General features: G+C 48.5%; 12 protein-coding genes. 8 read left to right on the top strand and 4 right to left on the bottom strand.

The genetic code is table 11. From position 1 onward, the window contains the following. The first annotated feature begins 253 nt into the window (after positions 1-253). The 3 genes from fadR to ACXAGX_RS19870 all read left to right on the top strand — a co-directional run bounded on the left by fadR (position 254) and on the right by ACXAGX_RS19870 (position 2,092). Complete coding sequence (gene fadR, locus ACXAGX_RS19880; protein ID WP_070125403.1) at positions 254-964, top strand: fatty acid metabolism transcriptional regulator FadR; 711 nt, start codon at positions 254-256, stop codon at positions 962-964. Between the two features lie 115 nt (positions 965-1,079). Beyond that, on the top strand, positions 1,080-1,439 hold the full coding sequence (locus ACXAGX_RS19875; RefSeq protein WP_070125402.1) for a phasin-related domain-containing protein: 360 nt from the start codon (positions 1,080-1,082) through the stop codon (positions 1,437-1,439). 71 nt (positions 1,440-1,510) lie between these two features. Further along, the gene (locus ACXAGX_RS19870) at positions 1,511-2,092 is read left to right on the top strand and encodes a hypothetical protein (RefSeq protein ID WP_474840526.1); all 582 of its coding nucleotides are present in this window, start codon (positions 1,511-1,513) and stop codon (positions 2,090-2,092) included. Between the two features lie 36 nt (positions 2,093-2,128). On the opposite strand, the gene ACXAGX_RS19865 is transcribed toward ACXAGX_RS19870, so the two are convergent. Together ACXAGX_RS19865 and ACXAGX_RS19860 are read right to left on the bottom strand one after the other, a co-directional pair. Further along, positions 2,129-3,514, bottom strand: a complete 1,386-nt coding sequence (locus ACXAGX_RS19865; protein WP_474840524.1) for a hypothetical protein — start codon at positions 3,512-3,514, stop codon at positions 2,129-2,131. Positions 3,515-3,539: 25 nt separating this feature from the next. Further along, positions 3,540-5,021 (bottom strand): patatin-like phospholipase family protein, encoded by a 1,482-nt coding sequence (locus tag ACXAGX_RS19860; RefSeq protein ID WP_474840522.1) that lies wholly within the window; start codon positions 5,019-5,021, stop codon positions 3,540-3,542. Positions 5,022-5,302: 281 nt separating this feature from the next. Here ACXAGX_RS19860 and ACXAGX_RS19855 point away from each other — a divergent pair, with 281 nt between their 5' ends. From ACXAGX_RS19855 to ACXAGX_RS19845, 3 genes are read left to right on the top strand one after another with little or no spacing between them, the layout of a single operon-like run. Next, entirely contained in the window at positions 5,303-6,520 is a 1,218-nt protein-coding gene (locus ACXAGX_RS19855) for a DUF445 domain-containing protein (RefSeq protein WP_474840520.1), read from the top strand. Between the two features lie 2 nt (positions 6,521-6,522). Next, positions 6,523-7,209 (top strand): TetR/AcrR family transcriptional regulator, encoded by a 687-nt coding sequence (locus ACXAGX_RS19850; RefSeq protein ID WP_474825009.1) that lies wholly within the window; start codon positions 6,523-6,525, stop codon positions 7,207-7,209. After that, on the top strand, positions 7,209-8,645 hold the full coding sequence (locus tag ACXAGX_RS19845; RefSeq protein ID WP_474840518.1) for a wax ester/triacylglycerol synthase domain-containing protein: 1,437 nt from the start codon (positions 7,209-7,211) through the stop codon (positions 8,643-8,645). The genes ACXAGX_RS19850 and ACXAGX_RS19845 overlap by 1 nt, the downstream gene beginning before the upstream one ends. A 36-nt stretch (positions 8,646-8,681) precedes the next feature. Here the strand turns inward: ACXAGX_RS19845 and ACXAGX_RS19840 are convergent, their stop codons facing one another. Beyond that, positions 8,682-9,401, bottom strand: a complete 720-nt coding sequence (locus ACXAGX_RS19840) for a DUF1439 domain-containing protein (protein ID WP_474825007.1) — start codon at positions 9,399-9,401, stop codon at positions 8,682-8,684. 138 nt (positions 9,402-9,539) lie between these two features. On the opposite strand from ACXAGX_RS19840, the gene ACXAGX_RS19835 reads away from it, so the two are divergent. After that, a complete protein-coding gene (locus ACXAGX_RS19835) occupies positions 9,540-11,159 on the top strand; it encodes a GMC family oxidoreductase (RefSeq protein WP_474840516.1) in 1,620 nt (539 codons plus the stop codon). Here ACXAGX_RS19835 and ACXAGX_RS19830 read toward each other — a convergent pair. Beyond that, positions 11,128-11,742, bottom strand: coding sequence for a TetR/AcrR family transcriptional regulator (locus ACXAGX_RS19830; protein ID WP_070125393.1), 615 nt, complete (start codon positions 11,740-11,742; stop codon positions 11,128-11,130). The two genes, ACXAGX_RS19835 and ACXAGX_RS19830, sit on opposite strands and share 32 nt — an antisense overlap. 146 nt (positions 11,743-11,888) lie before the next feature. Here ACXAGX_RS19830 and ACXAGX_RS19825 point away from each other — a divergent pair, with 146 nt between their 5' ends. Beyond that, complete coding sequence (locus ACXAGX_RS19825; protein WP_474840514.1) at positions 11,889-13,913, top strand: NADPH-dependent 2,4-dienoyl-CoA reductase; 2,025 nt, start codon at positions 11,889-11,891, stop codon at positions 13,911-13,913. Positions 13,914-13,923: the final 10 nt, after the last annotated feature.

Here is a 13,923-nt window from a genome sequence, read left to right as displayed (position 1 = left end):
ATGTTGTCTCCTAATTTTGTTTTGCTGCTATCATAGTAGTTCTACTCAGGTGGTCAAATTGACTACGCGACCACAATGGCTCATAAAAGTGACGGTGGAGCTTAAAGCTCATGAGGCGATCCGAAATCCGCCAGAATATGCAAGATCCTCGATTCACTTAACAATCGCCACAAATAACACATAAAAATTGTCTTGAAGAAAATTCCTCTGGTACAATCAGTTCGATAATAAGAGATATTCAGACGAGACACCGATGATATACAAAGCCCAGAGCCCGGCAGGTTTTGCTGAGGAGTACATTGTTGAGTCAATTTGGAGCGGCCGCTTTCCACCGGGAACGATTCTTCCGGCAGAACGAGAACTGTCCGAACTGATTGGCGTCACTCGCACCACATTGCGCGAAGTACTACAACGTTTAGCCAGAGATGGCTGGCTGACTATTCAGCATGGCAAGCCGACCAAGGTAAACAATTTCTGGGAAACTTGCGGCCTGAATATTCTTGAAACCCTGGCTCGCCTTGATCAAGATGGTATTCCCGAGTTGGTTGATAACCTGTTAGCAGCACGCACTAACTTGAGTGCGGTGTTCATTCGTATGGCTATTCGGAACAACCCTGAAGACTCGGCAGAAATCATTGCTCGTTATCTGGAAGTGGAAGAAGACGGTAAAGCCTTTGCGCACTTCGATTACCAACTCAACCACGATTTAGCGTTGGCATCGGGGAATAAAGTCTTCGTGCTGATGATGAATGGTTTCAGAGGGTTGTATTCCCGTATTGGTGGATACTTCTTCTCACACCAAACAGCCCGTGATGTGGCGAAAGACTTTTACAGCAAGTTGCTGGAAACGGCAAAATCCGGTGAACATGAGAGTGTACCGAATCTTATCCGTCAGTACGGTATCGCATCCGGCAAGGTGTGGTCGCAGATCCGCGAAGATATGCCAAAAGATTTGGTCGATTGATTTAAAAGAAAGAGGCTTATGCCTCTTTTTTTATTCCTGTAGTTTAGTATGTGATTTCTAACTTTATGTCTTAGTTTAACGAGTAGTTAAATAGCTTGTTAAAGGAGACAGAGTGATGTCCAAATCAGATACCATCAAAAGTAAACTGAATGACGCTGAAGATTTTGCCCGTAAAGTTTGGCTTGCAGGCTTAGGCGCTTATGGCAAAAGCGTGGAAGAAGCGCAGGGCCGTTACGAGAAGCTAAGCACAGAAGCGTCGAAAGTATTCGATGACTTAGTGAAAAAAGGTGAATCGTTAGAAGACGATGCCCGTACCAAGTTCAAAGAAACATCCGACGATGTTGAAAACCGTGTTAGCGATGTGCGTAAAAAGCTTGGTCTCGATGTCGACAACACCGATCAGCGCATCGAAGAATTGTCTGCGAAGATCGACGCCCTCACCGAGGCGGTAGCAAAGCTGGCTGCCAGTAAGTAAGTCGATTTGGCGCTGGTAACACGCCGTTAGCAGCGCACTCGAGACGTAATTTACTGACAAAGGGCATTATCATGACAGCGAGAAATAAACCTAATGGTCCATTAACGGGTTGGTTAGAAGCGGGTAGTGAGCTTGTGGCAGAGCAATTAGCCGGTGTGACCAAGCAGGTTAATGCGCATATTGAAAATCAGCAACGCACCATCGATGAGCTTCAAGCTAGAGGCGCGGTGCTGGATGCAAAAATAAAGCAAGCGCTTTCACCGGCAACCGTTTTAGATAACGTTGAACAAATGGTTAAAGCGAATCCGCTTTGGTCGTTGGTGCCTACGTTTAATAACAAGGGCGCAAAAAGGGCAGAGCAGCTTGATGCACTGTCAGCCAAAGTGGATCTGTTGGTCGAGCAGGTGGCTCTGCTTGCTGCGAAAGAAGCTAAAGTAAAAGCAGAAAAGTTGGCCGCCGAAAAGCTAAAACAAGCTGAGGCGGAAGCCGTATCATCAGCATCCACAGAGACGGTTGTAAAACCTGACGACGATAAAGTCGCGACGCCGGAGAAACCCACTCGTCGACCTTCTACCCGCAAGAAAACGGTAGCGACGACGCCGAAAGTGAAAACACGCTCAGTGTCGACGGCAAAACCACCAACAAGAAATTAAGTTAACGCCGGCTAGGTGTCGGCGTTTTCAACATATTCACCGCCAAATGATCTGGTTTTTCTTATCAGCATAGAACTCATGGGCTTCCCAATATGCCGGAATATGATTATCCACATCGTCCATGGTGAAGTTCTTGCGAAGCAAGCTCATGATCTCCGCCATTCTCTCCCGGTCCATGGTCATCAGCTTTTGTTTGCTTTTGTCGTAATAGAGGTTGCGTTCGGCAGGAATGCGCACCTCTGTTGTGGGCGAGCAGAACTGCTGCTGTCTGGAAACGACCCTACAGATAGGCTCATCCGGTTTTTCCGGATTCAGTCTTGTTACGATGGCATATTCATAATGATTTTTCTCTTTACCGTCGTCACCCACAGGAATAAAACACACCCCAAATCCAATGGGGAAATGTCCCACCATGGATATGAAATATTCAGTGAGACGTCGACTCACATTTTGCTGCTTAGCTAATTGCTCGATGAGAATATAGCTTTTCGGAATAGAGGCTCGGCTGTAAGCCGCTTTTGTTGATAGCACAAAGGAGGCATACACTTGCGGAATTTTGATGATGTCGCCAATGCCGATTTTACCAATAAAGGTATTTTGAATGATTTCAAGGGCGAAAGCGTGGCCTTCCTTGCTGCCAAAAGCCTCTTCTGGGGTGAGGGCATCCTTCAGGTAGGTCACCGTGTATTGATAATTTAATTGCAGCAGTTGTTTTCTTTCGGCATCGCTGATTTCTCTGAAGGGGTCAAGCTTACCTTGTTTGCCAATCAGGATATCCTGCGCGGCTTTATGGTTGAGGCCAATATCTTGCAGAAGCGCAGCCGTAATAACAGGAACCGCAATGTACTGCGTCCACTCATACATCTTCTCGTGGTCATCAAATCGTCCCAGTAATCCTCTATGCTTTAGCAGATAAGGGTGCTTTAGGGCATCGTCCGCCAGTATTTTATCAACCAAACGCAGTGCAAGAATCGCTTTGTAAAGGGGTCTTAGGCGTTGATGTTGGCGGGTATAACCAGGGTTATTCTCCCTTGTGAGAAGGAATAAGGTCCCGAGTACACGTGCCGTGGAATTCTGCGTTTCGAAGTAAGTTTCACCCTCACAGAGGTCTAAAATGATGCGAACTACACGCTGCAAATGCTGGTTGCGTTCATGCAGGGCTTTGTCGTATGCAGCGACTTTTTGATTGTATTTTTCAGTAAGTTCATCGAGCAGTTTTTGATTTGCACGGTGGGTTTTTACTTCGTTTATTTCCAGCGCAAGGGTATTGATCTCAGCAGTGAGTGCCGGCGCTGTCTCGAAGTAATGTTGAGCAAGTGAGACTAAGGTAGGTTTGGTTTTCCCGTTAGCGTCGACAAGCTCTGTCAGATTTTTAATTCTAACGACTAACGGACTATCAGCTTGTTCAAGTTTGCTATTCACAACAACCTTCTGAATGACGTTCCATCTAAGTAGATTCCGTTCTAGCTGATGATGTTGCGTGACCCGACACCCTGGCTTCACGTTCTTTCAGCTTAGCTAATAAACGCCTTAAAGTCTCATTAATTTTTGTATTTCTCTCAATAATATCAATGTGTTCCCACGTGGCTCTCTCACCGTCTGAAATAAGGTTGGTAACGCTTTCCAAAGTTGGGTTCGCCATAATTTGCGTCAGACTTCGCAACTGCCGTTGCGGGAGAATGTTGATATTTCCCACATACTGTTGATCTATTATAGACCGCACCTTATGGATTGCGAGTTTGGTGCCTCGGTGATTGACCCACTTCTCCAGAATATCAAACGCAAACACACTGTTACTTTTCGCCAGTTGCCTTAAATGTTGGAATGTCAGCCCGGTAATGCTGGTTTCTTCGCTTCGGTTGGCGGGTACGAAAAGGACAGCAAGGGGATTCGTTTGGCTGACAATGCTGTGGTTAACGCCGTAAAGGCGTGATAATTGTTTGTAGGGTAAATCGGCCATCATCGAACCATCGACAAAGCGGCGATTTGGAATGTAAGGCACAATATCGCCCTGAAGATTTTTTGCTTTTAATTGCACTGGGCTGAAAAATACCGGCACGGCGGTTGATGCCCGCACCGCTTGCGTAATAACAGCTCTGGGCGATGTTTTTGCATTGAGCACTCTTGACTGCTGATGTAAATCTGCAGGAGATACGCTTACGTTTATGTGCTTACCGGAAAGCGCAAAAGCTTCGTCAAAGGTCATAATGTCGAACAGTTCAATTAACGTGTTTTCCAGCGCCCGACTGTCGAACAGTGATTTTTTCCCGAATCCCGACCAGTGCCGCCAGTATCTGAATTTTTCCAGAATAAATTCCGGGGCTAAACACGCTTCTAATTCTGATTGTTTTCGTGTGCCAATAAGGGCGGCGATAATTGCGCCTGCGCTGGCACCGGAAATCACGCCGGGCAGTAAGTTTTGCTGGTTCAGTGATTTTACGACTCCAGCATGAAAAATACCCAGTCCGGCACCGCCAGACAGCATCAGACATGATTGACCAAACGCGTACGTTGTCTCTTCAAAAAAGCGTTTTTTCTCATAGAAATCCACCAATGATTCGTCGGCTTCATAAATGGTGTCAAGGGCGGTGACAACTTCATCGATAAAAGTCTGGATAAGATCTTTCGTCCCTATTCGGCAATGGCCGAGCAGAGCGGGATTGGCGATATTCCCAAGGTTCCCATGCAGCCCCTCATGAATGATGGACATCAGGCCGTACACATCCTGCAGCTTTCTTGCTGCCTGCATTCTTTCTACCCGTTTGCGGATAAGGCGGTAATCATAATGCTGACTTACGTCTTCGTTTTTCCACTCATCAGCGCCAGACAGCGCGTCGTGAGCGAGACTGGCTTCACGGTAAGTGGGGTAATCTGCAGCATTCGCTATTTCTTTTTCAATTGCAGATAGTCCAGGGGGGAAAATGGCCATACTTTACCTCTTTAACGATGCTACCCAAGCTCGCCTTTGCTCATACGCATGATCTTCCTCTATGCCACTTTCGTAACGGTTTGCAAGCAACGAGTACAAGCCTGATAGCAGGATTATTAAGAGTGTAGAAAGCCTGATTTGAAATTACACCCTAATTTCACCCCCTGGATTTATCCGCTGCGCCATCCAAATCATGTTTTGCTGATAAATGTTTGCTAATTCGCGGTTCTGCCTTTAGCCTGAACCTATGTTGATAAAATAACCAGAACACAATAGCTTGCATGGAATGGAACGCTGAAACGCTGAGCTTGCTGTCTATCCCGCTGATCAGTGCGATAGTTGGTTGGTTAACAAACTACCTTGCCGTGAGGATGATGTTTTATCCTATCGAGTACGTGGGTTACCGCCCTTGTTTTGGTTGGCAGGGCCTGATCCCGGCCAAGCGCAGGGAAATGGCTGAAATTGAAGTCGAGCTGGTGCTCGGCAAGCTGCTTAGTGTTGAGGAATTGGCGGGGCGCTTAGAGGGCGACGTGCTGGCGCTGTCTATCGAGCGCAGGCTCAAACAGGTGTTACGGGCCGTGGTTAACGAGGTCATGGAAGAGTCTGCACCGGATTTATGGGCTGCCATTCCTGTGCAAGGCAAAAATCTGGTTTATCGTCGCATCGAAAACGACATGCCTCACGTGGTGAAAAAGCTGGTCACCGATTTTCAGCTCAATATCAACGAAATCTTAGATATTAAGGAGCTGGTGGTAGAGCAACTGGTGAAATCCCCTGAGCTCATTAATGAAATCTTTCTTACTGCTGGTGAAAAAGAGTTCCCTTTCATTGTTCGTTCGGGGTTCTATTTTGGCTTTCTGTTTGGCTTACCTACCATGTTGTTGTGGCACTACTTTCAGGCTTGGTGGCTGCTCCCTCTGGGCGGATTGCTGGTGGGATATATCACTAACTGGATTGCCATCAAGATTATTTTTCAGCCAAAGCGTCCTATCAAGATTGGCCCCTTTACGTTGCAGGGCATGTTCCTGAAACGACAGCAGGAAGTGTCGAAGGTTTATGCCGATATCATAGAGCGAAAACTGATCACGCCACAAAATATTACTCATGTGATCCTGCATGGTTCAGGTTCGGCGCAGTTGCTTGAGCTCATAGAGCTGCATGTGAATGATGCTATTGAGCGGTATGTCGCCGTTGCCCAGCCGTATTTCGCATTAGGCGTGGGGTCGGATAACTATTTCCGCATGAAGTCACTCGCGGTGAAGCGCATCTTTGAAAATTCCGATAAGTACTTGTTCTATGCCTACGATTACGCCCATGGTGCGCTACGGGTGGGCGATGATTTATGTTTGCGCATGCAGGCGCTTTCGCCCGAAGAATTTGAAGGGGTGTTGCGGCCGGCTTATAAGCAGGATGAGTGGAAACTCATTGTTACCGGGGCACTGTTAGGGTTGGCCGCCGGTATTGCCCAGCTAACCTTGATATTCGGAGCGCCATTCTGATTATGAAAACCGCAGAGCGCATATTGTATACCGCATTGAGCTTGTTTAATGAACACGGTGAAAACAGTGTAACCAGTGTCGATATTGCTTTGGAGCTCGATATCAGTCCGGGGAATTTATACTACCATTACAAAGGCAAGGAAGTGATGGTGGAAAAATTGATCGCGTTGCATAAAAGCCAGATGTTGCAGGTATTACGGCGTGATTTGCTCGACAAAGTGGAGGGAGCAGAGGCCTTTTACTACCTGTACCTGATTATCGAAAAAATGCATGTGTTCCGTTTTTTCTATCGCAGTCCGGGGGATTTGGCAGAGAAATACCCGCATAGTCACAAAATAAGAAACAACGTAATAGATGCATTGGAGTCACAGCTGCATAGACTGCTGCAACAAATGACGGAACGAAATGAATTATTGGCCAGTAAAAGCGAATTGCTTCTGCTTACAGAACTGTTGTCACTCATTCTTACCCAATCATTCCAATATGATCAGCTGAGCCGCCCGCTCGACGAGGATGCGCAGCGCTACCATTGTTTATCGTTGGTGCTTACCAGTCTGCTACCTCGTTTACGTTTACCGGAAGAAGAGTTGTGGTCTCTGCAAAAAGGCATCGATAGCCATAGTTTGGCCAATCTTAGACGCCCTCACTTACAGAATACGCAAAGCGAACTACCGGGCGAGTCAGTCTGATGTCTCGTTCTTTGTCATTTCTTGATAAATCCTTTTGGTTGGCGGAATCTGACGCCAGCCCTAAACATGTGGGTTGTCTGCAAATTCTTGCAATGCCTGACGACGCAGACCCGACGACCTATGTCGATGCACTTTTTCGGGAAGTGAAAGCGCACGATAAAGTTACCCCGCCGTTTAATTGCCGGATAAAAACGTGGCTATCGTATCCGCTGGGGTTACAACCGGTTAAACAGATGGACATGGATTACCATGTGCAGTGCCATCGTATTGAAGATGTGCACGACAGACAGAAGCTGGATGCGCTTGTTGAAACCCTGCATGCTTCGCGGTTAGATCCAAACAAGCCACTGTGGCAGTTCGTATTTATGCATGACAGCAAGAGCCGACAGTTTGTGATTTACGCCCGGGTTCACCACATGTACGGCGATGGCGCCACCTTGGTACGTTGGTTTCAGGCCGGCTATACGGCGAAGCCAAACCACGATGACTTCGTGCCAGTGTGGGCGCTTAAACGGTTGCGGCACAAACGTAAAAGTCTGGTGCGTTGGCGCGACCGCGCTTATGCCAGCCTACAGTTTTTAAAGGCGGCGTGGGAATGTTGCTGCATCGTTGTGCGGCTGTTGATGAAAATCATGCGCATCAACACCCACTATATGCCTGTGCCATTTACCGGAACGAAAACCCCACTAACCGGTCAGTTAAAGCCGGGTAGGGCGGTAACGACCATGGATATTGATTTTATTCGTGTGCGCGGATTGGCCAAACGAACCCGGTCTTCGGCCAATGAAATATTGCTCTGTATTTTTGATATTGCCGTTCATCGATTTCTGCATGATTACGGGCAAACCTTTAGCCGACCACTTTACACCAACATTCCCATTAATCTTCGCAAGCCGGGTGAGAAAACCACCGGCAACAAAATTGCCATTGTGCCCATTGAACTGGCTCACGGCGAGCGAGATCCGTATCTTCGTTTACGGCAGATTATTGTGAACCACAGAATTGTCAAAAATGCTGCTCAGTCGGCCACACCGAGGGCCTTCAGCGGTTATACAATCGCTATTCAAGCGGTATCACTGGTGTTTGAGTGGTTACGTCTGTCCGATTGGGTAAAACCCATCGCTAACATTCTTATCTCAAATCTGCCTGGCCCTGTGGAATACAGGTACTTAAAAGACAGTAAGTTGCTAGCCTGCTATCCGGTATCGACCATGACGCCGGGCGGGGGAGTAAACATTACGGTGATGACATACAGCGGCAAAGCAAACATTGGTCTGGTGTGTTGTAATCGTCACGTGAAAGATTTAAACCCACTGGCAAAATATGCCCAGGAAGCGCTGAATAAACTTGAGCAATCTGTCGATGATCCTACTGTGGGTATTGATGATATTGGCGAACAAATTCACCGTTATCCGCCCTCTATCGTTAGCGAATAGAAAGTGTCAGCGACTTAAGGAGTCATCAATTAACGGCTAAAAGCTAAATCGTAGGCTGTCTTTTTCTACTGAGACCTGTTTCCCCCAACGTAAAAAGGTACGCTCACGCCACCCTTCGCTAAGTTGATAGTACAAGGCATCTTCATCAAGCAGGGAAAGTAACCGGCGGGAGATATCCGGTTTATGGTGGTCGAGAATTTTCTGCTTATCGGCACTGAGAAAAAGTTGCAGGTAATTCACGATTTTATCGCTGCGCCCCGTAGTTGCCACACTGGCAACGCTGATCAAGGGTTGCGCAAGCAGATTACTAAGACTTTTCCCTAACGTGAGGCCAGGCAAAATTTGTGAAATGAGATCTTGTGTGTCTTTGATAAAACTAAAATTATCGTTAACCAATTGAATCACATCAACATCCACATCGGTTAATCGCACAATGCCCTCAGCGGGAGCGTAAACCGGCTCTGCACTTACCACCAAGATGACATGGGCGCGGTAAATTTTTGCATCGAGAACGTTCAGCTCTAATTCGGCAAAGCATTCCAACGCTAAACGCTGTTGTTGCGCGTTAAATTGTACCCGGGCTTCAGTAACGTGCACTGAACCGGCGCCGGCGGGCACATCAATGGGAAACAGGCGGGGGAAATGGGGCTGAATTAACGCGTTGAGTTCGTCGCGGCTGAAATCATCATGGGTGAGTCGGCCAATTTTTATCAGCATACCACATACCCATATTTTGCTTAGCTCCTGCCAGCTCATGGTGTCGACTGTCCTTTAGCTGTGACGTGTATTTATGACGCGTTTCAAATTAACCGTTCAACAGTAACATAAATAAAACAGACAACGGCGTTAAATTTGTTAAACTGGTACGAGCAGTTGGCGCTGACGGATTGAACAATGAATGAAGAGAAATTCGATTACGTAATTGTAGGTGGTGGTTCGGCCGGAGCCGTCATGGCCGCCCGTTTGTCAGCAAATCCATCCCTGTCAGTGTGTTTGATTGAAGCGGGAGGCGCCGACACTAATCCGCTTATTCATATTCCTTTTGGCCTTGCTTTACTTAGTCGGTTCGACAACATCGGCTGGGGCTATTTTACTGCAGAGCAGCAGGCTTTATCCCATCGCGAGTTGTTCTGGCCCCGGGGAAAAACACTAGGCGGCAGCAGTTCGGTTAACGCCATGTGCTACATTCGAGGGCAGCGAGAGGATTACGACCGCTGGCATCAGGAAGGAGCACAAGGATGGGCCTATCATGATGTATTGCCATGGTTTCGCAAGGCTGAAGATTTCTTCCGAGGCGCAGATGCCTATCATGGTGTCGGCGGACCGCTGCGAGTTGAAGCGTTAAAGCATACCGACCCGCTCTCCGATAGATTTATCGCCGCCGCTGAAGAAGCTGGGTATACGCAGAGGGATGATTTTAATCGCGAGCAGCGTTGTGGCCTTGGCTACTACCATGTTACTCAAAAAAATGGGCGTCGGTGGTCTACTGCACAGGCTTACCTTAAACCGGTGCTGAACCGACCGAATCTTACGGTTTACACCAAAACCAGTGCAGAAAAAGTCTTGTTTAATCACGGCACCGCGACGGGTGTGCAAGTGCGGTTTAAACGCAAAAATCGCAGAATTCTTGCTACCCGGGAAGTGCTGTTATGCGGCGGTGCAATCAACACTCCTCACTTGCTGATGCTTTCTGGTATCGGCCCCGGTGAAATGTTGGCGGACAAAGGAGTTCACGTACAGGTGGATTTACCTGGCGTGGGCTGTAACCTACAAGATCACCTGGATGCCATTGTGCAGTATCGGGCGAAAGGACATCACGGTTATGGTGTGGCGCTATCGGCAGTACCAAAGTATGCCGGTGCCACCTGGCGATATTTAACCGGACGTCGCGGGGCGTTTTCTTCAAACATTGCCGAGGCGGGAGGCTTTGCTTGTTCGTCACTTGCTTCAAATGGTTTACCAGATTTACAGTTTCATTTTCTGCCTGCCATTCTCGCTGACCACGGACGACGCATGGTGCATGGCTATGGTTTTGGCGTACATGTATGTGCACTGTACCCAAAATCCAGAGGACGACTGCTGTTGCAAAGTAGTCACCCTGATGACCATCCTCTCATCGATCCGAACTACCTCGCTCATCCCGATGACCTCACAGTATTAATAGACGGCGTACGACAAGCGCAGAAAATTGTGTCCTGTTCCGCATTCGATTCGGTGAGAGGAAAATCCGTATCGCCGGCTTCACATTCGTCTACAGACGAAGAAATTACGCAGTTCATTCGTGATCATGCTGAAAGTATTTATCACCCGGTGGGTACCTGCAAAATGGGCCAGAACGATGACCCTATGGCGGTGGTAGACAATCAGTGTCGGGTACGGGGGGTTAACGGACTTCGGGTCATTGATGCCTCGATAATGCCAACACTGGTGGGCGGCAATACCAATGCTCCTACTGTCATGATTGCTGAGCGGATGGCAGATCTTATTCTTCGCGGCTTGTGGCAGAACGCATAAAGACCTCTGCAGCACAGTCACACATTTCTGCCACATGGCTGGCATCGGCATAAATGCCGTCAATCAATAACCGGGCAATACCGTGGAGGGTGCTCCAGGTAACTTGGGCCAAGCGCAAGGCATCTTGATCGTCAGGCAGCAAGCCGAATTCCTGCCAAGTGCGGGTCATCGTAAGTTGATATTGAAAACACGGATAGGCCACTTCTTTTAATTGGTCGGTGGCTTGATGACTATGCCAAAGTGTTCGACCAAACATCAGTTCATACACTTGCGGGTGGCGGGCAGCATAGCCAACATACTGGTGAATGAATTCTCTAAAGCGTAATCCAGGCGCTTTATCCTGCTGCTCAAATATGGTTTTTGCTGATGTGTGCCAATCGTCAAAACCCTTCGCGGCAATAGCGCATAACAAGGCGTTTTTATCTTTGAAATGATGATAAGGGGCAGTACGTGAAACGCCCACTACCTCTGCGAGCTTGCGCAGTGAAAGGGCATCTATGCCATGCTCTTCAATAATCGCGTTGGCGGCATTAAGCAGTGCCGTACGCAAATCTCCATGATGATATTTTGAGCTGTTAGCCATAAGTCACCGTATCGCTGCTAAAGTGAGGGAAGTGTCCTTTTTAATCTTGACACTGTCAACTTTGATGTTATCTTGACGCTGTCAAGTTTGTGCAGTAAACAATTTGTTAAACTAATATCAACGTTTGGATATACAGAGGGCAAGTCATGAGCACCACACATTACCCCCATCTTTTCCGTCCACTGGAACTGGGCTTCACTCAGTTAAAAAACCGTATCATTATGGGGTCTATGCATACTGGGTTGGAAGAAATGCCCGGTGGACACAAACACATGGCCGCCTTCTACGCAGAACGCGCGCGCGGTGGCGTGGGGCTAATCGTGACCGGGGGCATTGGGCCTAATGAAGAAGGCTCTACTCACCCGATGACCCGACGCTTAGATTCCGATAAAGCGGTAGCACACCACAAAGAAGTCACCGATGCGGTGCATGCCGAGGGTGGGAAAATTTGTATGCAGATCCTGCATACTGGCCGCTATGCGTATTCTGAAAAGCTGGTGGCTCCTTCCGCTATCCAGGCACCTATTAATCCGTACAAGCCAAAAGCGCTTACAGAAGACGAAATAGCATCGCAGATCACTGATTTCGTATTTGCCGCCACACAGGCGCAAAAAGCGGGTTACGACGGCGTCGAAATCATGGGTTCTGAAGGGTATTTTCTGAATCAGTTTATCGCCGTGCGAACCAATCAGCGTACCGATGACTGGGGCGGCAGTTATGAAAACCGTATTCGTTTGCCTGTGGAAGTGGTTCGCCGTGTTCGTGAGGCGGTGGGAGACGCGTTTATTATTATATTCCGCCTGTCCATGCTGGATTTGGTCGAAGGCGGTTCTACCTATGATGAAGTGGTTACGCTGGGGTTAGAAATCGAAAAAGCCGGTGCCACCATTATTAATACCGGGATCGGCTGGCATGAAGCCCGTATTCCCACAATTTCAACCCGTGTTCCCCGCGCCGCGTTCACCTGGGTGACGGCGAAGTTTAAAGCCGCGCTGAACGTGCCGCTGATCACGTCGAACCGAATTAACACGCCGGAAGTTGCTGAAGAAGTGCTTGCCCGGGGCGATGCCGATATGGTGTCTATGGCGCGGCCGTTTCTGGCCGATGCGGAATTTGTCGCCAAGGCTGAACAGAATCGCAGCGATGAAATCAATACTTGTATCGGCTGTAACCAGGCCTGTCTGGATAATATCTTTAACGGCAAGCTCACCAGTTGTTTAGTCAATCCTAGAGCATGCCACGAGCTGCAACTGCAGATTGCTCCCACAGATGCGCCGCAACATATTGCCATCGTCGGCGCGGGGCCAGCCGGATTAGCCGCAGCAGTAACGGCAGCCCGCCGTGGGCATCGTGTCACCCTGTACGACAAAGCCAGCGAGATTGGCGGTCAGTTCAATATAGCGCGCCAGATCCCGGGTAAAGAAGAATTCAGTGAAACGCTACGCTACTTCAGCAAGCAGCTTGAGATTTACGGTGTAGAAGTAAAACTGGGTGTTGAAGTGACGGCTGAAATGCTGAACGACTCGTCAGCCGACAGCGTACTGCTTGCTACAGGTATTGAGCCACGGGTGCCGGACATCGACGGTATCGACCACCCCAGCGTAATGACTTACCTCGATGTGATAAAAGCGAAAAAGCCCGTGGGTAAGCAGGTTGCTATCATCGGTGCTGGTGGAATTGGTTTCGACGTGGCGGAATACCTGTCTCACGGTAAAGACTCCCCAAGTCTGAATATTCCGCTCTTCATGAAAGAATGGGGCATTGACATGACCATGACGGCTCGCGCCGGTGTGGAAGGTGTGAAACCACAGCCGGAGCCATCGCCACGGGAAATTTTTCTGCTGCAGCGTAAATCCTCAAAAATTGGTGCAGGTCTCGGAAAAACCACTGGCTGGTCACACCGTGCTAATCTGATGATGAAAGGGGTGAAAATGATCCCCGGTGTGCAATACCAACGCATTGACGACGACGGTATCCACTGCATTATCGATGGTGAATCCACCGTGTTAGAGGTAGACAACGTGATTGTTTGTGCCGGTCAGGAGCCGCTGCGCGCACTTCAGGAGGGCCTGAAAAAGCCTTGTCACTTGATTGGTGGTGCCGATGAAGCCCGGGAGCTTGATGCGAAGCGGGCTATTGAACAGGGCACAAAGGTGGCAGCGTCGCTGTAAATGCCCCGAT

The organism is Alteromonas sp. ABV4_515, assembly GCF_056160345.1.
The sequence above is the reverse complement of the archived record's forward strand: the minus strand, read 5'-3'. Positions and strand labels throughout refer to the sequence as shown.